Here is a 26,554-nt window from a genome sequence, read left to right as displayed (position 1 = left end):
CCTAGTTATAATTATTTATCGGAATTAATCCATTTAAAATAATCTTGTATATCCTTCTCATATCCATTATCACCTGGATTATAAAACTTTTCACCTAACACCTTATCAGGTAAATATTGTTGCTTTACGTAGTGCTTATCAAAATCATGAGCATATTTATAATCAAGTCCATGTCCAAGTTTTGCAGCTCCACCATAATGAGCGTCTCTTAAATGATTAGGTACTTCCCCAGTATCTTCACTCTTAACATATGAAAGTGCCTTATCTATTGCACAAATTGCTGAATTACTTTTAGGTGCGCAAGCAACATAAAGTGCGGCCTCCGCAAGTGGAATTCTTGCTTCTGGCATTCCAAGCTGATGCACTGCTTCAGCGCATGACACAGCTATTTCTAATGCTTTAGGATCTGCAAGTCCAACATCTTCAGCAGCACAAATCATAATTCTTCTTGCAATAAACTCTATGCTTTCTCCTGCATAAAGCATCTTCGCCAAATAGAATATAACAGCATCCGGGTCTGACCCTCTCATGCTTTTTATAAACGCAGAAATAATATCATAATGATTATCACCTGTTTTATCATATCTGACTATTCTCTTTTGAATGCACTCACTAATAACATCCTTCGTAATATGAATAATTTCATCATCACCACGAGTTGTAGTAAGTACTCCTAATTCAATTGCATTAAGAGCAGATCTTGCATCTCCCTGACAAAGGGTTGCCAAAAATTCTAATGCTTCATCATCAATTACAGCCTTAAAATTTCCAAGACCTCTTTCTTTATCAGTTATGGCTCTTTTTACAATTTCTTTAATGTTCTCTTTAGATAAAGGCTTTAATTCAAAAATTCTTGATCTAGAAATCAAAGCTCCATTAACTTCAAAAAACGGGTTCTCCGTTGTAGCGCCTATTAAGATAACAGTTCCATCTTCAACATATGGTAGCAAATAATCCTGCTGTCCTTTATTAAATCTATGAATCTCATCAATAAATAATATTGTTTTCTTACCATACATACCAAGCGTCTTTTTAGCTTCATCAATAACTTCCTGCATGTCCTTCTTTCCAGCAACAGTAGCATTAAGTTGAACAAAATTAGCGCTTGTAGTATTAGCAATAACCTTAGCAAGTGTTGTCTTACCAGTACCTGGTGGACCATAAAAAATTATAGAACCAAGTTTATCTGCCATAATTGCACGATATAATAATTTATCTTTACCTAGAATATGCTCCTGCCCTACAACTTCATCAAGTGTTTTCGGTCTAATTCTACCTGCTAAAGGAGCTTCACTTTCCAAGGTATCTTCCTTCATATAATCAAAAAGATCCATAATTTCCTCTCATTAGGGCGCACTAACCCATCTAATCAACATACATTCCGTTTCATTATATCATATATCATATAAAAATAAAACAAGAAATCCTAAGTATATGAGTATAATAAATTATCGTTTCCTATACGTATTTACAACCATTTAAGTATACGTTATGCCTTGTATTTATTTACAAAATATGGTATTATACGTGTTAAGTTTATATTTACTCATAATTTGTGTTATGGGTAGTAAGGAGGCACACTATGACAATGAATTCCTATACGGAAATTACGCCTGAAATACTTAGGCTATCAGAAATCTGTACCAACAACGGTGCAATTAATCCTAGTTTATACAGTAAATACGACGTAAAACGTGGTCTTCGTGATATCAATGGAAAGGGTGTTCTTGTTGGACTTACTGAGATTGGTGATGTTCAGTCTTATATTATGAAAGACGGAAAGCAAGTTCCTATAGATGGTAAATTATACTATCGCGGTATTGATGTCGAAGAGATTGTTAATGGATTCTTATCAGAAGACAGATTCGGCTTCGAAGAAGTTACTTATCTTCTTCTTTTCGGAAAGTTACCTGATAAAAACGAGTTAGATAACTTCTGTAATTTATTAGCCTACTATCGATCACTACCTCCAAGTTTTACAAGAGATGTAATTATGAAGGCTCCAAGCCACGACATGATGAACTCACTTGCTCGAAGTGTTTTGATGCTATATTCGTATGATGATAAGGCAGATGATATTTCTGTTCCTAATGTACTTAGACAGTCATTACAGTTAATATCTCAGTTCCCTCTTTTATCAGTTTATAGTTATCAGGCATATAGACATTATCATCTTGATAAGAGCTTGTATATTATATCTCCTGATAGAAAGTATTCAACATCAGAAAACATCTTAAGAATGCTTAGGAGAAACCATAAATTTACACCACTTGAAGCTAAAGTATTAGATCTTGCTTTAGTTCTTCATGCAGAACATGGTGGTGGTAACAACTCAACATTTACAAACCATGTTGTTACATCATCAGGAACTGATACATATTCAGCTGTTTCTGCTTCTCTTGGTTCACTTAAAGGGCCAAAACATGGCGGTGCAAACATCAAGGTTATTCAGATGTTCGATGATATTAAAAATAATATTTCTGACTGGCAAGATGAAGAAGCTATTAAAGAATATTTAAGAAAAATCTTAAACAAGGAAGTATTTGATAAAGCTGGTCTCATTTATGGTATGGGACATGCTGTTTATTCTATTTCCGATCCAAGAGCAAGAGTATTTAGAGGATTCGTTGAATCACTTGCAAAAGAAAAAGGAATGGATGAAGAATTTGCTCTTTATTCAAACGTTGAAAAGATTGCTCCTATTGTTATTGGTGAAGAAAGACACATCTACAAAGGTGTCAGCGCAAACATCGATTTTTATAGTGGTTTCGTATATAGAATGCTCAATCTTCCTGAAGAGCTTTATACTCCACTCTTTGCAATTGCAAGAATTTCTGGTTGGTCAGCTCATAGAATTGAAGAATTAATTAATAAAAATAGAATTTACAGACCAGCATTTAAAAATGTTATTGAACGTACAGATTATGTACCACTTAACGATAGAGATTAAATATATTAGATTTATTATGATAATAAAAAATCAGTTATGAATTGAATTTCATAACTGATTTTTTTAAACTATATATACACTAATCATCATATTTTTTTGCAAGTCTCTTCTTAGCAATCTTAGTTTTAATTCTTCTTCTAATACCACTAGTTGCTAGATAAGAGAATGCCAAAGCAAATGCTACAACACCACCGATTTGTACAAAGTGAATTCTGTAAGCCAATTTGTAAGAACCTTCTTTATAACGATTCTCATCAAATACTTTATTCATCTGAGTCATGTAATCAGAAAGTGTATAAATATCGCCATTTTTAATCTTGCATTTACCTGAAATTTCACTATATGGAACTACAAATAATCCATCATTATCATTCCAGTATACCAATGATGTTTTATATAATTTTGAATAATAAACGCCACAATCTGTAACGCCTCCATCTGAATTTCCCTGAACAATAGCTGCAACTTCATCTACATCTATTTCAAGTCTTGGTGATTCCTCATCAATAATCACTTCTTCAAGTTTGAAATCATATCCCTCTCTAACTAAAACAGCGTACCCCTTTTTACCTGATTCGTTTTCAATAGGAATAATCCACTCCATAGAGTCAGTTTTCATACTCTCGAAGTTTTTCCACTCACTATATGACTTGATCATCATCTCTTTTGTTAATATGTCTGTATATGCCTTTTTGATTGAATACTTAGCAATCTTAAGCTCTCTGTCGTTATTATCTTCAAGTCCTTTTTCCATAGCAGTAATGAGCTTCTGGCTATTATTCATTCTAAGGTTAGCCATATTAGTTCTATATTCAGTTACATAATCACCGCTAGTGCCATCTGCATAAGCAATTGTAGAAAAAACAAGCAAGCAAACAACTGAAGCTAATACGACAGCCAAGTGTTTAAAGTTATGTAATTTTACCATATATTCTCTCCTTATTTTTTTAATTGTATGGTTAATTTTTGTAATTATATTATTAACATAATTTTATAATTATATGCCAAAAAAGTCAATATTAAAGGTTATGTAAAACCCAAGGTAAACCATAACTTAAAGAACACATAATTGTTGTCGCCATTAAGAGTCCTATAACTATGGCTGGGAATGCCTTTTTAAACTTTATGTCTAGTAATGCAGCAATAAGTGAACCAGTCCAAGCTCCAGTTCCTGGAAGAGGAATTCCAACAAATAATACCAATCCTATAAACTCATATTTCTGAATTGTATCACTCTTACTCATAGCTTTTTCTTCTAACTTTTCTATATGCTTTTTAACTAGTTTTGTACCTTTAAGCCAGTCAAATATAGGTGTAATCAACAATAATATGAATGGAATTGGAATCAAATTTCCAATAAAACAAATACCTATTGCCTTATACATTGGAATTTTTAAAGCTGAAGCAGCTACAAGTCCTCCTCTAAGTTCCAAAATAGGAATCATGGAAATTATAAAAATCACTAATTCCTCAGGCAATCCTGATAACATACTTAATAGTTTTGATACTAATTTCTTAACCATTATTTTTAGCTCCAATCTGATTTAAATGAACGTCTAACTGATTAAATGGAATAACCACTCCAACGCTATCCAATCTATTCTTAATATTTTCGTTTATGTCAAAATACGCATCCCAATAATCATCAATTTTCGTCATTGCTCTGACTTCAAGTAATATGTGGCTATCACATAATTCAGCCACAACAACCTTGTTTTTCTCATCATCAATAACCAACTTATGAGAGTTGATTAAATCAGTAAGCGCTTCCCTTGCAAGTTTAATATCACTGTCGTAAGCTATTGATACTCTTATTCTAATAAGACGTTTATCGTTACCAGTAACATTTGTTATTGAAACATCTGCTAACTTTCCGTTAGGAATTTTAACCTTAAGATTTTCAAGTGTAACAAGTGTTGTATAAAAGATATCAATATTAATAACTTCACCTTCACCTAGATCAGTTCTAATATAGTCTCCTAGAACAAATGGTTTCATAATCAAAATCAACACACCACCTGCAAAATTTGCTAAACTTCCCTGAAGTGCTAAACCAATTGCAAGTCCTGCAGATGTAAGTAATGCAATAAATGATGTTGTTTGAATTCCAACTTTATCACATATAATTATGATTAAAACACCATATAAAATTACCCTTAATAAAGAATTTATAAAGTTTCCCACAGCATCATCTATAGATGATCTGTCAAATAATCTTTTTGTAAATTTTAAAATGAATTTGATAACATACTTACCAATCACAAAAATTGCTAAAGCAATAAGTATGTTAATACCAAAATCAATTGTTTTATCCATGTATTTTTCAACCATGGCCTCTGAGAATGTAGCATCAGCTAACATCATGTTCTGATTCATATTATCCTCACTCTTCTATTTTTATTTATCATTTATACTCTATTTTTTAGGCGGAACATATCTAAAGATAGAAATACCTAGTGCTGGAACCTTAATTCTAATTGAATCTCTTCTTCCATCACATTCATCCACTTTGGATTTCTTTATTCTACCATTAACAAAACCTTCACCACCATAAACCTTTGCATCACTATTAAAGATTTCCTTATATCCACCATCATACGGAACACCAATCTTATAATTTTCACGAGCAATTGTATCAAAATTACAAACAACAAGTAATCTATCATATGGATCAACGCCATTTCTAGTAAATACGATAATACTTTCATCCGCCGAAATATTATTAATCCATTCAAAGCCCTCACTATATTCATCAAGTTCATATAATGATTTTTCATTTGTGTATAAGCTATTTAAATCCTTAACGTATTTCTGAATCTGCTTATTATAATCAATGTCTAAACTAAACCAGTCAAGTTCTCTTCCTTCCCACCATTCATTACTCTGAGCAAATTCCTGTCCCATAAACAAAAGTTTCTTACCTGGATGTGTATAATAAAATCCAAGCATTGCTTTCAAATTCTTTAGTTTATCCTCGAAACTACCAGGCATCTTTTCAACAAGAGACTTTTTACCATGAACTACTTCATCATGAGATAATACCAACATGAATTTTTCACTATATGCATAAACCATGCTAAATAACAACTCACCATAATGCTCATGTCTAAAATATGGATCAGTCTGCATGTATCTAAGTGTATCATTCATCCATCCCATGTTCCACTTAAAATCAAATCCCATACCATCTTCTTCAAGATCAGTAGTTATATTTGACCAAGCTGTGGATTCTTCAGCAATCATAAATACACCTTTATTTCTCTTATGCATAATGGAATTCAAATGTTTAATAAACTCAATTGCATCAAGGTTTTCATTACCTCCATACATGTTAGCAACCCACTGTCCATCACTCTTACCATAATCAAGGTAAAGCATTGATGCTACAGCATCCATTCTGATTCCATCAGCATGATATACTTCAGCCCAGAATAAAGCATTCGCAATAAGGAAATTACTAACTTCTGGTCTTCCGTAATTATATATCAATGTTCCCCAATCAGGATGCGTACCCTGTCTTGGATCTTCATGTTCATAAAGGCATGAGCCATCAAATTCTGACATACCATAAGAATCTCTTGGGAAGTGTGCTGGTACCCAGTCTAAGATAACGCCTATACCCTCATTATGCATGTAATTCATAAAATACATAAAATCTTCAGGCGTACCATATCTCTTAGTTGGAGCATAATATCCTGTAACCTGATATCCCCATGACTGATCAAGAGGATGTTCCATAATAGGCATAAGTTCTATATGAGTATATCCCATATCCTTAACATAATCAGCAAGTAATGGTGCTATATCCCTATAGTTTAAGAATTCATCATCTTCAGTCTTTCTCCATGACCCTAAATGAACTTCATAAATACTAATAGGCTTAGCAAGTGCATCTTCCTTATATTTATCATATGCTTTTTCCCTTGACTTAATCCATTTGGAATCTGTCCATTTAAACTTATCAATATCACTTACAATTGAAGCATTATCCGGACGAAGTTCAGATTCAAATCCATAAGGATCACTCTTAAGAATAGGATTATTCCCCTTTTTTAGAACTTCAAATTTATAAATATCACCAGGTTTAACTCCAGGAATAAAAAGATAGAATATACCAGAATCATAGTGTTTTTGCATCATATGACTTCTTCCATCCCAGTTATTAAAATCACCAACAACTGATACTCTCATGGCAAATGGTGCCCATACTGCAAAACGCGTTCCCTTAACACCATCAACCTCATCTGGATGAGCACCTAATAGATTATATACTTCATAGTTAATTCCATTATTAAAAGAACTAACTTCTCTTTCATCAAGTTCTATCTTAAACTCATATGGATCATAATCTAAATACTCAGATTTATCCTCATATACTGATAAAACCTTATATTTTTGCATCTTGGTCTTTGGAATCAAACAAGCAAAATAACCTGCATCATCCATAAGTTCCATCTCAACCTTTACCTTGTCTTCTTCAAGGATTACATAGGAATTAACTGCATCCGGTCTAAAAACCTGAATAAGCAACCCCTTTTTTGTTTCTCTAGGTCCTAATACATTATACGGATAATCAATATCCGAATATAGAATCCCTTCAATTTCCCTCCAATTCATATAGTCATAAGCTTTTGATTTAGCTTTCATTACGTCACACCTCACTTAAATATTTTTTCGCATATAACTAGCAAACAAAACAATACCCCATAACCAGATTACTCTGATTAAAATCTATGAATGAATAAACCACTTCTAAGTTTTGGTTCAAACCATGTACTCTTAGGTGGCATAAGCATTCCAGCATCAGCTACTGCGAACAATTCCTGTATAGATGTTGGATACATAGCAAATGCTACTCTCATATCGTTTTTACATCTTCTTTCAAGTTCGCAAAGACCTCTAATTCCGCCAACAAAATCAATTCTAGGATCATTCTTTAAATCAGTAATATTAAAAATTGGTCCTAATATGTAATCACTTACAATTGCAACATCAAGACCCTTAACTGGATCATCTGACTTTATGTTTTCATGAGCAATCAACTTATACCAAGCATTGCCTAAAAACATTGCAACTTCACCTTTATTAGCTGGTTTAATTGAAGCAAATTTAAGAGAATTTTTATCATCTTCAATTTTAACTTTACCATCTTCGCAAAATTCATAACTAGTCTTTTTAACATCAAAGTTTTCTTTTAACTTTTCAATCAATTCTCTTTCAGATAATCCATTTAAGTCCTTTACAACTCTGTTATAATCCATAATCATAAGTTCACTTTCAGGGAAAATAACAGAAAGGAAATAATTAAACTCTTCATCACCTGTAAACTCTGGATTAGCCTCTCTACGTTTAAGTGCAACCTTAACAGCTGATGCTGCTCTATGATGCCCATCAGCAATATATAATCCATCACTTTCAGCAAATCCTTCAGTTATAACACCTAAGTCTTCTTTATCACTTATCTTCCATGCTCTATGAATAATCCCATCATCTGATGTGAAATTATAAATAGGCTCTTCCTTCTTTACTTTTTCAACTACCTTATTAACCGTTTCTATATCTCTATACGCAAGGAAAATAGGACCTGTCTGAGCTGACATAGTATCAACATGATTAATTCTATCCTGCTCCTTCTTTGCAAGTGTATTCTCATGTTTCTTGATTGTTCCATCAAGATAATCATCAACTGATGCAACTGCAACTATACCACTCTGACTTCTTCCATCCATTGTAAGTTCATAAATATAGTATGCATCATCCTCATCTTCCAAATAAACACCCTTTTCAACGTGTTCATTAAAAAGATCCCTTGCTTTTTCATAAACCTTCTTATCATATATATTTACACTCTTATCAAACTGTGTTTCAGCTCTGTCAATATTAAGGAATGAATATGGTTTTCCAAACACTTCATCCCTTGCTTCCTCGCTGTTATAAACATCATAAGGAAGAGCTGCCACATCTCTTGCAAGATCCTTTCTAGGTCTTACGCATTTAAATGGTTTAATCTTTGCCATAATTTACCCCACGATAATATAAAAATTTAGTGGTGCGAACCGGACAAAAAGCCCTTTTCGCACCACTTTATTATACTAAATATATATCCATAATGCAAATAAACATCTGTCAATTATGAAGCGCTTTCAAACTGGCTATTATAAAGGTCTGCATAGAATCCTTTAGCTTCAAGTAATTCTTTATGAGTACCTTTTTCTATAATATCTCCCTCCTTCATAACTAGTATAAGATCTGCGTCTTTAATTGTAGAAAGTCTATGCGCAATAACGAAACTTGTTCTACCCTTTGTAAGATTATGCATACCTCTTTGAATTCTAGCTTCTGTTCTAGTGTCAACACTTGATGTAGCTTCATCTAAAATCATAATAGGGCTATTTGCTAATATTGCTCTTGCTATTGTAAGAAGCTGTCGCTGACCTTGTGATATATTAGTTGCATCTTCACTAAGTTTAAAATCATATCCTTCAGGTAATCTAGAAACAAAGTGATGAGCATGTGCTGATTTAGCAGCTGCTATAACTTCTTCATCTGTAGCATCAAGTCTTCCGAATCTAATGTTTTCCATTATGCTTCCTTTAAACAACCATGTATCCTGTAATACCATACCAAATGCACTTCTAAGATCACGTCTGTTAAAATCTCTTACATCAATTCCATCAAGCTTTATGCTACCGCCATTTACATCATAAAATCTCATTAACAATTTAACCATAGTAGTCTTACCAGCACCCGTAGGTCCTACTATGGCAACTGTTTGACCATCTTTTACTTCGCATGAGAAATCATTAATTATAATCTTTTCTTCATCATATCCAAATTTAACATTTTCAAATGAAACATTACCTTTTACATTCTTGATTTCTCTGGCATTTTCTACAACCTGAACTTCCTCGTCTTCATCAAGGAATTCAAATACACGTTCTGAAGCTGCAGCCATAGACTGTAACTGGTTCATAACCTGAGCCATTTGCTGAATAGGCTGTGTAAACTGCTTAACATATACAATAAATGCCTGAATATCACCAATTGTAATAACATTCTTAATAGCTAACATACCACCGGAAAATGCTACACCTGCATATCCAAGATTTCCAACAAATGCCATAATAGGCATCATTAAACCTGAATAAAACTGTGATTTAACTGCTGATGTATATAATACTTCATTAGTCTCTCTAAATGTGTTAATAGTCTCTTCTTCCTTGTTAAATGTCTTAATGATATTATGACCACTAAAAACTTCCTCAACCTGCCCATTTATATGACCAAGATATTCCTGTTGCTGTGTAAAATATTTCTGTGAATGCTTCATAATAAATCCAAGAAGCATACCTGAAATAGGAAGTATAACAAGTGCAATAAGTGTCATCAATGGCGAAATGCTAAGCATCATAATCAATATACCAATTATTGAAGCAACCGATGTGATCAAAGTAGTAATACTCTGATTTAATGACATTCCAAGAGTATCAATATCATTAGTTACTCTTGATAAAACTTCACCATAAGTTCTGCTTTCAAAATACTTCATAGGCATACGGTCTATCTTTTCAGAAAGTTCTTTACGCATTCTATAACATAATCTCTGTGTTACACCAGACATTATATATCCCTGAATAAATGTAAAGATTGAACTACACACATATAACCCAAGGGTAATTAATAATATTTTTGCTATATAATCAAAATCAATTTCACCAGTCTGTGAAATCTTTTTCATAAGACCTCTAGCAAGTTCAGTAGTAGCCTTACCCATAATCTTAGGTCCTACTACAACAAATACAGTGGAAATTGCAGCACAAATCATTACGATTATAACCTTAATTTTATCATTTCCCATGTATTTAATGAGATTCTTAATTGAACCTTTAAAATCTTTTGCCTTTTCACCTGGCATCATACCCGGAGATCCCATGTGTCTTCTTTTTTGAGTGACTTTCTTTAAATCTTCTTTTGTTTCAGCCATTACTTGTTACCTCCTTCCTTAATTGAATCTTCTATTTCCTTTTCGGAAAGCTGTGATTTTGCAATTTCCATATACTCTTCACAATTAGTTAAAAGTTCACTATGTGTACCTTTACCAACTATCTTTCCATCATCTAATACCAATATCTGATCTGCTTTCATAATTGTACTAATTCTTTGTGCAACTATAATTACAGTACTATCTTTTGATTTCTTAGCAAGTTCTCTTCTAAGTACAACATCTGTCTTCATATCAAGAGCTGAGAAACTATCGTCAAATACATAAATCTTTGGATTCTTTGCAATAGCTCTAGCTATTGATAATCTCTGTTTCTGACCACCAGAAACATTGCTACCACCCTGAGCAATACTGCTTTCATATTTATCTTCCTTAGCATCTATAAATTCAGTAGCCTGTGCAATTTCAGCAGCATTAGTTATTTCCTCAATTGTTGCATCCCTCTTACCAAATCTTAAGTTACTAGCAATTGTTCCCGAAAATAGAACAGCTTTTTGTGGAACAAATCCAATCTCATCTCTTAGTTTTTTAAGATTCATATCTTTAACATCTATTCCATCAATTGTAATGGCACCGCTTGTTACATCGTATAATCTTGGAATCAAGTTAACCATTGTAGACTTACCACATCCTGTACTACCAATTATGGCTGTAGTCTGACCAGGATTTGCTACAAAACTAATACCATCTAATACATCCTCATTTGCATGTGGATAATGGAAGTGAACATCCTTAAATTCAAGTACACCTTTAACTTCATCAACCACCTTAGCATTCTCCGGATTAAGAATAGATGAATCAGTCTTTAATACTTCATCAATTCTTCCTGCAGCAACACCTGCTCGTGGAAGCATAATAGACATAATTGAAATCATTAAGAATGACATAATAATCTGAATTGCATAAGTCATAAATGCTGTCATAGTACCAACTTGTAATATACCATCATCAATTTTATGTGAAGCCACCCAGATTATTAATATATTTATGCCATACATTGTAAACATCATGGCAGGCATCATAATACTCATTGCTCTATTAACAAACAACTGAGTTTTAGTGAGATTAACATTAGCTATATCAAACTTCTCCTCACTCTTTTTTTCCCTACCAAATGCTCTAATAACACTAATACCTGTAAGATTCTCTCTAGCAGCAAGGTTAACATCATCAACTCTAGTCTGTAAAATTTTAAACTTAGGTAATGTCGTAATCATTAATGTACCAACAATAATAAGAACAACGATTACTGCAAGACCAATTGTCCACCCCATGCCTGAACTTGTCTTATATACTTTTATAACACCACCAATACCAAGAATTGGAGCGTATAATAACATTCTTAAGAACAGAGTACTAACCATCTGAACCTGTTGAATGTCATTTGTATTTCTAGTAATAAGAGAAGCCGTTGAAAACTTATCCATCTCACAACCTGAAAATGACAATACCTTAGCAAATACCTGTTCTCTTAGATCTCTACCAATTCTACCACCAACAATTGCGGCAAAATAAGATACAAGAATAACAATTACCGCAATCATAAGAGCCATCGCTATCATCTTAAAACATGAACTTAACAGATAATCTTTCTGCTTTTTATCAATATCAATTCCTGCTTCTTTCTCTCTTTCAATTGCCCAAGAAATACCCATGGATTTAAGTGTCGAATCACCAATAGTATCAGACATTTTCTTAAATGTATTTCTAGTCTCATTATTCATTTCATCTGTAACATTACCACTACTAATCATAGCAGCAAGGATAGGTCTCATATCTATACATTCTTTTTTACTCTTATTACCATCTGCATCTTCAACCTCTTTTTCAAAAGACTTAAGATCCATCTGTAAAGCCTTATTAATATCATCTAAAGATAAAGCCATAAAAGTCTTCTCATCAATATTATTTGCAGCAAATGCAGCCTGCGTCTGCTCATTGCTCCACAAAATCTTTTTAAACGTATCTATATCCATAGCTTCCATCTGTAAGTCAATAATAATAGGCATAACTAAATCCTTATCTAGCTTATCTAACTCACTCTTACTATTCTCTGTACGTTTATATAAATCTCCATCTTTTTCATATGCTTTTTCAAAAGATTCTACTTCATCTTTATTCATAAATAATTTAGCATATTCATATTCTTCAGATTCGATTTTCTCTGGCAAGATATGTGTTACACCTTTATTCTGTATACCTGAATCAATAATATCAGATGTATACTGTGGTAATGCTAAATCACCATATGCCTGAGCAATCAGAAGAATAAATATAATTATTACAAAGGGCCAATACTTTGCAATTTGTTTAAAAATTTTTAACATTACTTTTCTCCTTAATAATTCTTATTTTTCAGTATATTTCCTTAATTCTTCTTCTATTACATCTACAAGTTCATCCATTCTTAAACCTAATTCAATAAGTTTATCTTGACCAATATGTTGAGTAACAGATTTAAATAGTTTTAAATACTTATCATGAATCTCATCACTTAATTCTTTTCCCTTTGCTGTAAAACAAACATAAGTATTTCTTCTATCTTCCTCATCTACCTCTCTTCTTAAATATCCCTTTTCTTCCAAACCTTTTACCATTCTTGATAAAGATTGTGTAGAAATACCTATTTTATTAGCAAGTTCTGACATTTTGATTTTTATATTATCTTTATCTTTAGAATTATCACAAATACCATCTTCCTTCTCTAACATACAATGAAAAATAACTGTTTCAGTTTTTGAAAGTTCTGGTACCAATTCCTGATAGTTCAAATGTCCCAACCTATATAATGCCATATAAAATCGGTTATTCTGATTATTTTTATCTATCATTTTCAACCTCTTTTCTAAAAAATAATTAACGCAAGTTATTCGTTAACATATGTTAACAATTAACTTGTGTTTTGTCAAGTTTTTATTACGAAAGTCAGCAAACGACTTTAAAACTAGCATTTTACATTTTCTCATCATATAAACAAAAAAAGCAATCTCAAAAGAGATTGCTTTTTTATGTAAAATTATATTATTTAATAACTCTAACTTTGATAACGCCTTCAATAGCTTCAAGTTTTGATACGATATCAGCATCAGCTGGTGAATCAAGATCAAGAATAGCATATGCAAATTCTCCTCTTGATTTATCAATCATATCAGAAATATTAGCATTAACTGAAGCGAATACGTTAGTAAACTGGCTAAGCATGTTAGGTACGTTCTTATGAGCGATTGTTACACGGCCTGCAGCTGTGCACTTACCCATATCACACGCTGGATAGTTAACTGAATTTTTGATATTACCATTTTCAAGGAAATCTCTAATTTCATTAACTGCCATAACAGCACAGTTATCTTCTGATTCTTCTGTTGAAGCGCCAAGATGTGGGAATGCAATAACACCATCCATGTTAGCTGTCTTAAAGTTAGGGAAGTCTGTTACATACTTTCTAACTTTACCACTCTTTAAAGCTTCTTCCATAGCATCATCATCTACAAGAAGGTCTCTAGCGAAGTTAAGGATAATAACTCCATCCTTCATCATAGCAATTGTATCTTTATTAATCATCTTCTTTGTATCATCAAGAAGAGGTACATGTACTGAAATAAAATCACATGTCTTGAAAATATCTTCATTGCTACTTACATGATTAACCGATCTTGAAAGAGCCCAAGCATTTTCAACTGAAATATATGGATCGCAACCATAAACTTCCATACCCATTGCAACAGCAGCATTAGCTAACTTTGCACCGATTGCGCCAAGACCAATAATACCAAGCTTTTTGCCTTCGATTTCTGTACCAGCAAATGCTTTCTTAGCCTTTTCCATTGATTTATTAATGTTTTCATCAGCTTTATTTTCTTTAACCCATGCATTACCACCAATTGCATCACGGCTAGCAAGAAGCATACCTGCAACTACTAATTCTTTAACACCGTTAGCATTAGCGCCAGGTGTATTAAATACTACTACACCCTTCTTAGCACAGTCTTCAAGTGGAATGTTGTTAACACCAGCACCTGCTCTAGCAACTGCCTTAACGTTATCTGATAATTCCATCTCATGCATTGATGCAGATCTAACTAAGATTGCATCAGCAGCATTAACATCATCTGTCTTTTCATAAGCATCTGTAAAAATATCAAGTCCAACATTAGCAATTGGATTTAAGCAATTATATTTAAACATTTCTATATCTCCTATTTGTTTTCTTCTTCAAATTTCTTCATAAATTCAACGAGTTTTTCAACACCTTCGATTGGCATAGCATTGTAGATACTAGCTCTCATACCACCAACTGTTCTATGACCCTTAAGGTTTTCAAAACCAGCAGCCTTAGCTTCTGCTACGAACTTAGCATCAAGATCAGCATCACCTGTAACGAATGGTACGTTCATAAGTGATCTATCCTTAGCTTCTACTGTACCCTTGAATAATTCTGAAGAATCAAGGAAATCATAAAGAATCTTAGCTTTCTTTTCGTTATGTTCTTTCATAGCTTCAAGACCGCCCATCTTTTTAATCCACTTGAATACCTTACCACAAATATAAATTCCGTAACATGGTGGAGTATTGTAAAGTGAACCAGCATCAGCCTGTGTCTTGTACTGAAGCATAGTTGGAACATTATCCATAGCTTCTTCTGGAATTAAATCTTCACGAATAATAACAATTACAACACCTGCAGGACCAACGTTCTTCTGAACACCACCGTAGATTACACCATATTTTGAAACATCAACTGGTTCTGATAAGAAACATGATGAAACGTCAGCAACAAGTGTCTTACCCTTTGTATTAGGAAGTTCCTTAAACTTTGTACCGTAAATTGTGTTGTTTTCACAGATATATACATAATCTGCATCTTCACTAATTGGAAGATCTGAACAGTCAGGAATATATGAAAATGTCTTATCTTCTGATGAAGCAATCTTATTAGCTTTTCCAAATTTCTGAGCTTCCTGATAAGCTTTCTTAGCCCACTGACCTGTTACAATATAATCTGCAACACCATTCTTCATTAAGTTAAGAGGAATAGCTGCAAACTGCTGTGAAGCGCCACCCTGTAAGAATAATACTTTGTAATTATCAGGGATATTCATAAGTTCACGAAGATCTGCTTCAGCATCATCAATAATCTGCTGGAAAGCTTTTGATCTGTGGCTCATTTCCATAACTGACATGCCAGTTCCCTTGTAATCAAGCATTTCTTCTGCTGCTTCTTTGAGTACTTCTTCCGGTAATACAGCCGGACCTGCTGAAAAATTATAAACTCTCATTTTTACCTCCTAATACCTCTTGGTATATATTTCCACCCTTGATTTTTATCATGGGAGCCCCGTATTTCGAACGGAGAAAACGACTCTCTTTTTGAGAATCCTTATAAAATTCATTTCTAATCACAATAAAGACTGCGACTTTTTTATTATATAACTATATATTCTGTTCGTCAATAATTTAACAGATAAATATGTCTTATCATAAATCATTTTCGAATTAAAAACTATACTTCAAACCCTTTTGAAGCTAAATCTTCTTCTGAAAAAGCTTCACTAATAGGTGCTGCTGGAGCAACCATTGGGAATACCTTATCATCATTATCGATAACACATTCAATTACACATGGGCAACCTGCCTTAAGTGCTTCTTTAATAGCCTTATCAAGTTCTGATTTCTTTGTAACCTTAAATGCTTTAGCACCAAGTCCTTCTGAAGTTTTGCAAAAATCAACTTTATCTTCAAGAACTGTAGCTGAATATCTCTTTCCATAGAATAAAGTCTGCCACTGTCTAACCATACCTAAAACATGGTTATTAATAACAACCTGAATAATAGGAATATTATATCTACTTGCTGTAGCAAGTTCATTTAAGTTCATTCTAAAGCAACCATCACCAGCAATATTAAATACAGGAGTATCTCCTACACCAACCTTAGCACCGATACAAGCTCCAAGACCATATCCCATAGTACCAAGACCACCTGATGTGATGAACTGTCCTTCTCTAGTATATTTGTAGAACTGTGCAGCCCACATCTGATGCTGACCAACGTCAGTTGTAATAACCGCATCACCCTTAGTTGCATTATAAATAGCCTCAATTACTGCAGGACCAGTAAGCTTCGACTTATCATATGTGAGTGGATACTGCTCTTTCATCTCTTTAATGTGCTTCATCCAATCCTCATGCTTCATGTTTTCAAGTTGTTCATTAATTCTTGAAAGAACAATCTTAACGTCACCAATAACTGATGCATCCGTCTTAATATTCTTATTAATTTCAGCTGGATCTACATCAATGTGTACAATCTTAGCATGCTTAGCGAACTTCTTAGCATTACCAATAACACGGTCAGAGAATCTACAACCGATTGCAATCAAAAGATCACACTCTGTTACACCAAAGTTAGATGTCTTTGTACCATGCATACCAATCATACCTGTATATCTATCATCAGTACCAGCAAATGCTCCCTTACCCATAAGAGAATCACAAACTGGAGCGTCGATATAATCAACAAATTCCTTTAATTCTTCTGAAGCCTTTGAAATATTACAACCACCACCAACGAAAACAAATGGTTTCTTAGATGCTTTAATTAAAGAAACTACCTTTTCGATGTCTTTCTTAGCAATATTCTCTGTTGATCTTTCAACAGCCTTTGGTTCTTCATATTTATATTCAGCCTTATTAGCAGTAGCATCCTTTGTAATATCTACAAGTACAGGACCCGGACGGCCTGACTTAGCAATATAAAATGCTCTTCTAATTGTCTTAGCTAAATCCTTTACATCCTTAACGATGAAATTATGCTTTGTAATAGGCATTGTTACACCAACAATATCAATCTCCTGGAATGAATCCTTACCAAGAGCGCTTGTAGCAACATTTGCTGTAATTGCAACAAGTGGAATTGAATCCATATAAGCTGTTGCAATACCAGTTACAAGGTTAGTTGCACCAGGACCTGATGTTGCAAAACAAACACCAACTTTACCTGTTGCTCTAGCATAACCGTCAGCTGCGTGAGCTGCCCCCTGCTCATGTGATGTAAGGATGTGTGTAATTTCATCCTGATGCTTATATAATTCATCATAAACATTAAGTATTGTACCACCTGGATAACCAAAGATTGTATCAACACCCTGTTCTTTTAAACATTCAATTAAAATTCTAGAACCTGTATATGTTTTCATATTTCCTCCAAATTATAACTCTAATTATTTATCATTCTTGATTTCAAGAATAGCGCCACGGTTTCCGCTTGTTACCATCTGTGCATATCTAGCAAGGTAACCAGTTGTGACCTTAGGCTCTCTTGGTGTCCAGTTCTTACGACGTTCTGCTAAAACTTCGTCTGAGACATCAAGTTCGAGTTTCATTTCTGGAATATTTATCTTAATAATATCGCCTTCTTCAACAAGTGCAATTGGACCACCAACTGCTGCTTCTGGTGATACATGACCGATTGAAGCACCACGGCTTGCACCTGAGAATCTACCATCTGTAATAAGAGCAACTGTGCTACCAAGCCCCATACCTGCGATTGCAGATGTTGGATTAAGCATTTCTCTCATACCAGGACCACCCTTAGGACCTTCATATCTGATAACTACAACATCACCATCAACAATCTTGCCACCTAAAATAGCTTCGATTGCATCTTCTTCTGAATCAAATACTCTTGCTGGACCTTCATGTTCCATCATTTCAGGAACAACTGCAGATCTCTTAACTACAGAACCATCTGGAGCAAGGTTACCCTTAAGAACTGCAAGACCACCTGTCTTTGAGTATGCATTATCAACTGTTCTAATAACTTCAGGATCTTTATTATATGAATTAGCAACAGCTTCACCAATAGTCTTACCTGTTACAGTCATACAATCACCATTGATAAGTCCTATATCAAGTAATTCCTTAATAACTGCATAAACACCACCTGCTTCATTAAGGTCTTCCATGTATGTAGGACCAGCTGGAGCTAAGTGACAAAGGTTAGGTGTCTTTTCACTAATTGGATTAGCAAATGCTATATCAAAGTCAAAACCAACTTCATGAGCGATAGCTGGTAAATGAAGCATACTATTAGTTGAACAACCAAGTGCCATATCAACTGTTAAAGCATTTAAAATAGCTTCTTTTGTCATGATATCTCTTGGTCTAATATTTTTCTTAAGCATATCCATTACAGCATAACCTGCTCTCTTAGCAAGTTTAAGTCTCTCTGAATAAACTGCTGGAATTGTTCCATTACCAGGAAGACCCATACCAAGAGCTTCTGTAAGACAGTTCATAGAGTTAGCTGTGTACATACCTGAACATGATCCACATGTTGGACATACTTTATTTTCAAATTCACAAAATTCTTCTTCGTTAATTTTACCTGCGTTGAATTCTCCAACAGCTTCAAACATTGATGAAAGACTTCTCTTTCTACCCTTTACATGACCAGCTAACATTGGACCACCTGATACAAATACAGTTGGAACATTAACTCTTGCTGCTGCCATTAAAAGACCAGGTACGTTCTTATCACAGTTTGGAATCATAACCAATGCATCAAACTGATGAGCAATTGCCATAGCTTCAGTTGAATCTGCGATTAAGTCTCTTGTTACAAGAGAATACTTCATACCTACATGTCCCATAGCAATACCATCACATACAGCGATAGCTGGGAACATAATTGGAACACCACCTGCTTCAGCTACACCAAGCTTAACAGCCTGTGTAATCTTATCAAGGTTCATGTGTCCTGGAACTATTTCATTATATGAACTAACAATACCAACGATTGGTTTCTTTATTTCTTCACTTGTTAAACCTAAGGCATTAAGTAAGGACCTTGCAGGTGCCTGCTGCATGCCTGATTTCATATTATCACTCTGCATAATAATTACTCCTTCTTTCAATCTACTCATATTACTATATATTTAAAACTATATAAACAAATTTAAAATATTCTATTAAACACGCTCAGCAATAAGACTACCCATCTTACTACATGAAACAAAGTCTTCACCCTGTTTTGCAATGTCAATTGTTCTAAAGCCTTCTTCAAGTACCTGTTCAACTGCCTTTTCAATTGCATCAGCTTCCTTATCAAGGTCAAATGAATATCTAAGCATCATTGCAGCTGAAAGAATTGTTGCAATTGGGTTAGCCTTATCCTGTCCTGCAATATCAGGAGCAGCACCGTGACTTGGTTCATATAAACCAAACTTATCTTCACGAAGTGATGCTGAAGATAACATACCAATTGAACCTGTTACCATACTAGCTTCATCTGAAAGAATATCACCAAACATGTTTTCAGTAACAACTACGTCAAACTGAGCTGGATCTTTAACTAACTGCATTGCACAGTTATCAACTAACATGTGTGTAAGTGTAACTTCTGGATAATCCTTTGCAACTTCATTTACAATCTTATCCCAGAGTCTTGATGAATCAAGAACGTTTGACTTATCAACACTAATAACATTCTTTCTTCTCTTCATTGCAATATCGAATGCTTTCTTTGCAATTCTTCTGATTTCATTTTCATTATATGTAAGTGTATCTGTAGCAGTAAGTACTCCATCCACTTCCTTTGTTTCTCTCTTACCGAAGTAAAGACCACCTGTAAGTTCTCTTACAATAATCATATCGAAACCTTTTTCAGCAACTTCTTCCTTAAGTGGACATGCACCCTTAAGTTCCTTATAAAGGTATGCTGGACGAAGATTAGCAAATAATCCGAGTCCCTTTCTAATTGCAAGAAGACCAGCTTCAGGTCTTAAGTTTGTAGGAAGTTCGTACCAGCTATCCTTACCGACGACACCACCGACGGCACCTAGAAGTACAGCATCACTTGCTTTAGCTGTTTCTAATGCTTCATCTGTAAGTGGCACACCAGTCTTATCAATCGAGACGCCTCCCATAAGGACTTCAGTATAATCAAATTCATGTCCATATTTAGCTCCGACTGCATTCAAGACTTTTTTTGCCTCGTCAACGATTTCCGGACCTATACCGTCACCCGGTATAACTGCTACTTTGTAATTCATATCAAATCCTCTTTTCTATTAATAAGTATCGCGTATCAGTTATTTTTCCATTATGCACATATATTTATAGCATATATTTGGATATACTCCGACACGTATCTATAAATATAACTCAAATTAAAAGATTTTTCAACATTTAACACTTATTTAGTTATATGCTTATTGAATTTTTTTATATTTGCTGATATTATTCTATTGATGCTCACGATGCAAAATCGTAAAAGCTATTTTTATTTAAATTAAGGGGGCTGTCATGGCACTAAAATCTGAACTGAAAGAATTATTTAGAACACTTTCTAATGATCATAAAGAAAACCTTAATAGTTCTGTCTTTAAAACATTTAATGTGATTTCAAATACAACTAAAATAGATGATACATCTAACCTCGAAGTAATTACCTACTCTTTAGCAAATGACAACTTTACATTAAACATTACATATTCTTGCGGTGACGGTCGACTTATCTACGAACAATCCGTATTAGATAGTTACATTTATTTCACAAAAAACAATAGTGAATTAATGTTTTCAATCTATGATGTATTAAGATTCATAGATAAAGAAAACTTTAAGTGTTATACAATCTACAATGTTAATACAGAAGATAGACTTAAGGATTCATTTAAGTATATTGTTAATGAAATTGTGGCATACGCTAAAAGAATAGACGATTTTACGCAGAATGGTAATGAACTTAACACACTATTTAAAGATAAATGTATAGAACTACAAAATTTCTTTGGACCACACATTTTCAGTGCACCTGAAATCAGAAAGCTTCCTAATTACTCAATCGAGCATTACTACTATACACGATTTAGTAAGTTTAATGATAAAGCCTATAATTGTTATTTAGATGGTAACTATAATAAAGCATTAGCATTATTTAAAAAGCGAACCAGACTTAACGAGTATGAATATGGTCTTCTTAATCACTTAAGGCAGTATTCAAACATGCAATCATATAAAACCGGAAAGCAAAGTTATGAAGCTATACCATCCAATTTAAGATATAAAAACGAGCACATAAAACCACAGTGTAAAAACAAACCACTTTACTCATTGGTTTTTCCTGCTTCATTTTTATTCTTTACATTTATGTATGCATTATTGTTTAGATTTTTTAGATATATATCATATAGAGGATCATATTTCTTAATCAGCGATTCCTTATCAAACCGATTAACTATGTTAATTCCTGCTTTTTTCACAGCTGTTTCTATTAGCACGTACATAAAGCAAAACATGTTAATTAAAGATGATGCAATTCCATTAGAACTAAGAACAAAGCTTGGAAATCTAATTGACGCTGAAACAATAAAAAAACACAGACGCAGATCTGTGACTTCAATGTTTATTGTATCAATTATATGTATTGCACTTGGTGCGAATAATTCAGTTGCATTTTATGATATCGGAATTAAGGATAGTACCAATCACTTATTATTAAAAAATGATTTTTATCTATATTCAGAAATTGAGACTGTGTACATATTAAACACTGATAATACTTCTTCTGCCGATGAATTACTTGGTAAACTATCTGGAATAGATAATAATAAAATGTTGAATGAATCAAAGTACGTTGTAATAAAACTAAAAAAAGATGAAAAACTAGATTACACACAGTACGATAAATTATCAATTAAAGATTCAGGCAAGTTACAAGATATTTGTAAAGATAATAATATTGAATGTAAAATTGTATCAAAAATGTCAGAAATCAAATAACATTATATAAATAACACCTCCACAAGATTTACTTATGGAGGTGTTTTATTATGCTATTAACTATTTAACTGTTGCTTTGCAACCAGCCTTCTTTAATTTCTTAACAAGCTTTTTCTTAAGTTTCTTATTAACACTAATCTTACAAGATTTCTTTACGCCCTTAAATGCGCCCTTAGCAATCTTATTAAGTTTAGTTGATAATTTGAAATTAACTGAAGTAAGCTTTGTATCCTTAGCAAATGCTCCCTTATCGATTCTAGAAAGAACCTTAGATTTACTAACAACTGTTGTTAATGCGCTACATCCAGCAAATGCATTAGATTTAATTCTTTTAACATTCTTACCAATAGTAACCTTAGTAAGTTTCTTATTACCCTTAAATGCCTTAGCACCAATTGATGTTACTTTATACTTTACACCATTAATTTTAACTGCTCCCTTAATAACAACTTTCTTTACATTCTTCTTATTAGCTTTCTTTACCTCAACTTCGCCAACTTTCTTATCTGAGCCCTGTGTAATTACTTTATATGAACAGTTTTTATCTTTTATAGTTGAACCAACTTTTGGTCCCATTTTTTCAGGTGCAGGTTTAACTTTACCAGCATCAGGTTCCTTCATGCTAAACTTAAATGTAGCTGTTAACTTCTGTGATCTAGAAGCATATGGATAATATTGAGGTATCAATGGTAATCTCATAGTCTCTCTATATCTACCATAATAAAATTTGCCGTCAATTTCGTAATCTCTAGCACCTTTATCGCCTGTCAATGATGAGTTAATTACGAGTACATCATCATCAGATGATAATTTAAATCCATCGCCATTTTTAGTTAATTCAGCATATGTTGTATTAGCATTCTTAACAATTCCATCTACATAATTAACTATACCATCATTTACATCCTTTTTATATTTTTCCTCAAGGATTGGAGCAACAATGTCTTTTAAACCAGCTTTAATTTTTTCTCCACTATTACCTAAATTACTATACCAATTCATAAGGATATTTTTAAAATTAGTTTTATCCATCTTAAATGAATTTTTACCACTATTTGATGTAGAAGCACTTGCATATGTTGAATCAGCAACACCACTAACTAATGAAACAAGTTTTTCTACAGCATCTATTGCTGCTTTACCAATAGGCTCTGATCCTTCAGCTTTAGCATCTTTCTCAATCTTTTCAAAAATAGAATTAATCATTTCAAATCGAGCATATTCTTCACTAGTTTCTGACATATGTGTCATGTATGTAGCAAGCAAAGTTCTAATAAACTCAATAATATCTGTCTCTTTCTGCATAGCAATCTGAGTCATAGGATTACTCATGCTATCCTCATTAAAACGAGCTTTAACTACTCTTGGCTTTTCATCAAGATAATAACCTAATGCTTTATAATAATCGTCAATACTTAATATTATTTTTCCATCTACTACCGATACATAAGCAACTTTTTGTTTTTCAGATTCAAATAGTTTTAAATATAGATTCAAATTAAAATTATATTTATTTTTAAATTCGCCATCAAATGAAATAACTGCCTTCATCTGTTCAGGTCCATAATAATCATGTAACTTATTGTTTTCCTTATTTGTGACAACTTTACCAATTCCAATTTTAGCTAGATAATTTAAGTAAGCAGATGAACCCTCTACAAACTCTTTTTCACTATCATACTGACCAAGCGTACCAAATTTTGCGTCCATAAATTGATTAATAATAGCACCAGCCTGTTCTATCAATTCGTCTTCCTCTGTAGCTTCTAGAGAAGAATAAATTGGTCCAACGACTTCTTCAACAGGATGATCAAAACTTGTCCATTCATATGGCTTTTCTTTAGCAAAATCCAAATTTACTTCACCATTAAATTTTGCATTCTGCATATCAAAAATAGTTGTAACTCTACTTGATAATTTTGAAGTATCTGCTGCCTTTACACTCGTAGGTGTAGCTACGTTGAATGAAAATGCCATTGCCGCAGATAAAGCTATGGCTGTAGCTTTTCTTCTTACTTGTTTAAACCTCATACATTACCCCTTTCTCTTAAAAAGAAAAACATTTATTTCAGATTAATCTTTATATTTCTCCCATTAATAAGCCTCAAACTCCTTCGTGATATAAAAATCAACCCATGGTGAAATTTTAACATACATCCATAAAAAATACCATACTCTTTGTATAATTTATACAATAAATTTTTCAAAAAATTATAACAAAAAAAACCTTCTATCACATGCATTGCATATCATAAAAGGTTTTATATCTTCATCCAAATATCAACAAACAAATTTTATTAAATATTTATACTATTCTTCTTCGTTTTCAACTGAAACAATATGAGTTTTTTTCATAGGAATTCTACAATTCTTATTATTACCAAATTCAACAATTGCAACTTCATCTTCAAGACCAATAACCTGTCCATAAAAGCCTGCTGAAGTACAAATATATGAACCAACCTTTAATTCATCTAAAAGAGCTTTTCTCTTAGCTTCTTCTTTCTTCTGTGGTTTAATTGCAAATAGATAAAGCATACCACCTAAGATAACAACATAAAATACAATCATTAATATAACATTGCCACCTGCAGCATCTGATGCTTTCTCTGCTAAAAATAAATTATTAAACATTCTGTCCTCCTACTATTTAGACTTTAAATCATTCTCCTTAAAGCCTTCAAGTTTTGATTTTTTATATGCAGAAAAACTCTTATTTCTTATAGCTTCTCTGATTTCCTCCATCATTGTATTATAAAAATACAAATTATGCAATACGCAAAGTCTCATTCCAAGCATTTCTTTTGCTTTAAGTAGATGTCTTATATATGCCCTACTATAATTTTGACAAGCTGGACATCCACAACCCTCTTCTATTGGTTTACTATCAAGTTCATACTTTGCGTTAAATAAATTTAATTTACCCTTATTGGTATACACATGACCATGACGACCATTTCTACTTGGATAAACACAGTCAAAGAAATCAACACCTCTTTCAACTGCTTCTAATATATTAGCTGGTGTTCCTACACCCATAAGATAAGTTGGTTTATCCTTTGGCAAGAATGGAACAACATGTTCTAATACATCATACATTTCTTCATGACTTTCACCTACAGCAAGTCCACCAATTGCATATCCATCAAGATTCATTTCACTAATAACTTTAGCATGTTCAACTCTAATATCATTAAACACACCACCTTGATTAATTGCAAAAAGCATTTGCTGCTTATTAATTGTATCTGGAAGGCTATTAAGTCTAGCCATTTCATCTTTACATCTTTGAAGCCATCTAGTTGTTCTATCAACCGAATCCCTTATGTATTTTTCATCAGCTCTACTAGATGGGCACTCATCAAATGCCATTGCTATTGTTGATGCGAGATTACTCTGAATCTGCATACTTTCTTCAGGACCCATAAAAATCTTTCTACCATCAACATGAGAATTAAAATAAACACCTTCTTCTTTAATCTTACGTAGACCTGCAAGTGAGAATACCTGAAATCCACCAGAATCAGTAAGAATAGGTTTATCCCAATTCATAAACTTATGAAGACCGCCAAGCTGTTTTACAATCTTATCACCAGGTCTTACATGTAAATGATATGTATTTGATAATTCTATCTGTGTTTTTATATTTTGTAAATCAGTTGTAGCAACTGCACCCTTAATTGCAGCTGCAGTACCAACATTCATAAACACTGGTGTTTGAACAACACCATGAACTGTAGTAAATTCAGCTGATTTAGCATTACCATCTGTTTCAATAATTTTATACATTAATAATTTATCCTTTCTCTACTCCCACAT

The 26,554-nt window shown here is 33.2% G+C and carries 19 protein-coding genes; 2 read left to right on the top strand and 17 right to left on the bottom strand.

The genetic code is table 11. The features are described from left to right. Window positions 1-11: 11 nt before the first annotated feature. Entirely contained in the window at window positions 12-1,334 is a 1,323-nt protein-coding gene (locus B5D16_RS00175) for a replication-associated recombination protein A (protein WP_078764934.1), read from the bottom strand. Window positions 1,335-1,582: 248 nt separating this feature from the next. Here B5D16_RS00175 and B5D16_RS00170 point away from each other — a divergent pair, with 248 nt between their 5' ends. Further along, complete coding sequence (locus B5D16_RS00170; RefSeq protein ID WP_078764933.1) at window positions 1,583-2,950, top strand: citrate/2-methylcitrate synthase; 1,368 nt, start codon at window positions 1,583-1,585, stop codon at window positions 2,948-2,950. A 79-nt stretch (window positions 2,951-3,029) separates the two neighbouring features. On the opposite strand, the gene B5D16_RS00165 is transcribed toward B5D16_RS00170, so the two are convergent. The 13 genes from B5D16_RS00165 to leuB form a co-directional block, all read right to left on the bottom strand. Further along, a complete protein-coding gene (locus tag B5D16_RS00165; RefSeq protein WP_078764932.1) occupies window positions 3,030-3,878 on the bottom strand; it encodes a hypothetical protein in 849 nt (282 codons plus the stop codon). A 91-nt stretch (window positions 3,879-3,969) separates the two neighbouring features. After that, complete coding sequence (locus tag B5D16_RS00160; RefSeq protein ID WP_078764931.1) at window positions 3,970-4,473, bottom strand: COG2426 family protein; 504 nt, start codon at window positions 4,471-4,473, stop codon at window positions 3,970-3,972. Continuing rightward, window positions 4,466-5,326 (bottom strand): mechanosensitive ion channel family protein, encoded by an 861-nt coding sequence (locus B5D16_RS00155; protein ID WP_078764930.1) that lies wholly within the window; start codon window positions 5,324-5,326, stop codon window positions 4,466-4,468. Before B5D16_RS00155 ends, B5D16_RS00160 begins: the two co-directional genes overlap by 8 nt. 39 nt (window positions 5,327-5,365) lie before the next feature. Continuing rightward, window positions 5,366-7,597, bottom strand: a complete 2,232-nt coding sequence (glgB, locus tag B5D16_RS00150; protein ID WP_078764929.1) for a 1,4-alpha-glucan branching protein GlgB — start codon at window positions 7,595-7,597, stop codon at window positions 5,366-5,368. A gap of 77 nt (window positions 7,598-7,674) precedes the next feature. Beyond that, window positions 7,675-8,967, bottom strand: a complete 1,293-nt coding sequence (locus B5D16_RS00145; RefSeq protein WP_078764928.1) for a DUF1015 domain-containing protein — start codon at window positions 8,965-8,967, stop codon at window positions 7,675-7,677. A gap of 113 nt (window positions 8,968-9,080) precedes the next feature. Further along, window positions 9,081-10,934 (bottom strand): ABC transporter ATP-binding protein, encoded by a 1,854-nt coding sequence (locus tag B5D16_RS00140; protein WP_078764927.1) that lies wholly within the window; start codon window positions 10,932-10,934, stop codon window positions 9,081-9,083. Continuing rightward, window positions 10,934-13,279, bottom strand: coding sequence for an ABC transporter ATP-binding protein (locus B5D16_RS00135; protein WP_078764926.1), 2,346 nt, complete (start codon window positions 13,277-13,279; stop codon window positions 10,934-10,936). The genes B5D16_RS00140 and B5D16_RS00135 overlap by 1 nt, the downstream gene beginning before the upstream one ends. Window positions 13,280-13,300: 21 nt before the next feature. Continuing rightward, window positions 13,301-13,783, bottom strand: a complete 483-nt coding sequence (locus B5D16_RS00130; RefSeq protein WP_078764925.1) for a MarR family winged helix-turn-helix transcriptional regulator — start codon at window positions 13,781-13,783, stop codon at window positions 13,301-13,303. A gap of 190 nt (window positions 13,784-13,973) precedes the next feature. After that, a complete protein-coding gene (locus tag B5D16_RS00125) occupies window positions 13,974-15,137 on the bottom strand; it encodes a phosphoglycerate dehydrogenase (RefSeq protein WP_078764924.1) in 1,164 nt (387 codons plus the stop codon). A gap of 11 nt (window positions 15,138-15,148) precedes the next feature. Then, on the bottom strand, window positions 15,149-16,228 hold the full coding sequence (gene serC / locus B5D16_RS00120) for a 3-phosphoserine/phosphohydroxythreonine transaminase (RefSeq protein ID WP_078764923.1): 1,080 nt from the start codon (window positions 16,226-16,228) through the stop codon (window positions 15,149-15,151). Between the two features lie 224 nt (window positions 16,229-16,452). Beyond that, window positions 16,453-18,147: a biosynthetic-type acetolactate synthase large subunit gene (gene ilvB / locus B5D16_RS00115; protein ID WP_078764922.1), complete on the bottom strand. Its 1,695-nt coding sequence runs from the start codon at window positions 18,145-18,147 to the stop codon at window positions 16,453-16,455. 24 nt (window positions 18,148-18,171) lie between these two features. Then, entirely contained in the window at window positions 18,172-19,845 is a 1,674-nt protein-coding gene (gene ilvD, locus B5D16_RS00110) for a dihydroxy-acid dehydratase (RefSeq protein WP_078764921.1), read from the bottom strand. Between the two features lie 75 nt (window positions 19,846-19,920). After that, entirely contained in the window at window positions 19,921-21,003 is a 1,083-nt protein-coding gene (gene leuB, locus B5D16_RS00105; RefSeq protein ID WP_078764920.1) for a 3-isopropylmalate dehydrogenase, read from the bottom strand. A gap of 253 nt (window positions 21,004-21,256) precedes the next feature. On the opposite strand from leuB, the gene B5D16_RS00100 reads away from it, so the two are divergent. Further along, window positions 21,257-22,735: a hypothetical protein gene (locus B5D16_RS00100; RefSeq protein ID WP_078764919.1), complete on the top strand. Its 1,479-nt coding sequence runs from the start codon at window positions 21,257-21,259 to the stop codon at window positions 22,733-22,735. 60 nt (window positions 22,736-22,795) lie between these two features. Here the strand turns inward: B5D16_RS00100 and B5D16_RS00095 are convergent, their stop codons facing one another. The 3 genes from B5D16_RS00095 to tgt all read right to left on the bottom strand — a co-directional run bounded on the left by B5D16_RS00095 (window position 22,796) and on the right by tgt (window position 26,524). Next, on the bottom strand, window positions 22,796-24,766 hold the full coding sequence (locus B5D16_RS00095) for a leucine-rich repeat domain-containing protein (RefSeq protein WP_078764918.1): 1,971 nt from the start codon (window positions 24,764-24,766) through the stop codon (window positions 22,796-22,798). A 279-nt stretch (window positions 24,767-25,045) separates the two neighbouring features. Further along, window positions 25,046-25,369, bottom strand: coding sequence for a preprotein translocase subunit YajC (gene yajC, locus B5D16_RS00090; protein ID WP_423240938.1), 324 nt, complete (start codon window positions 25,367-25,369; stop codon window positions 25,046-25,048). 12 nt (window positions 25,370-25,381) lie between these two features. After that, the gene (gene tgt, locus B5D16_RS00085; RefSeq protein ID WP_078764917.1) at window positions 25,382-26,524 is read right to left on the bottom strand and encodes a tRNA guanosine(34) transglycosylase Tgt; all 1,143 of its coding nucleotides are present in this window, start codon (window positions 26,522-26,524) and stop codon (window positions 25,382-25,384) included. Between the last annotated feature and the right edge of the window lie 30 nt (window positions 26,525-26,554).

The organism is Eubacterium uniforme (genome assembly GCF_900167115.1).
Classification (GTDB): domain Bacteria; phylum Bacillota; class Clostridia; order Lachnospirales; family Lachnospiraceae; genus Eubacterium_S; species Eubacterium_S uniforme.
This window is presented reverse-complemented; position numbering and strand designations above follow the sequence as displayed.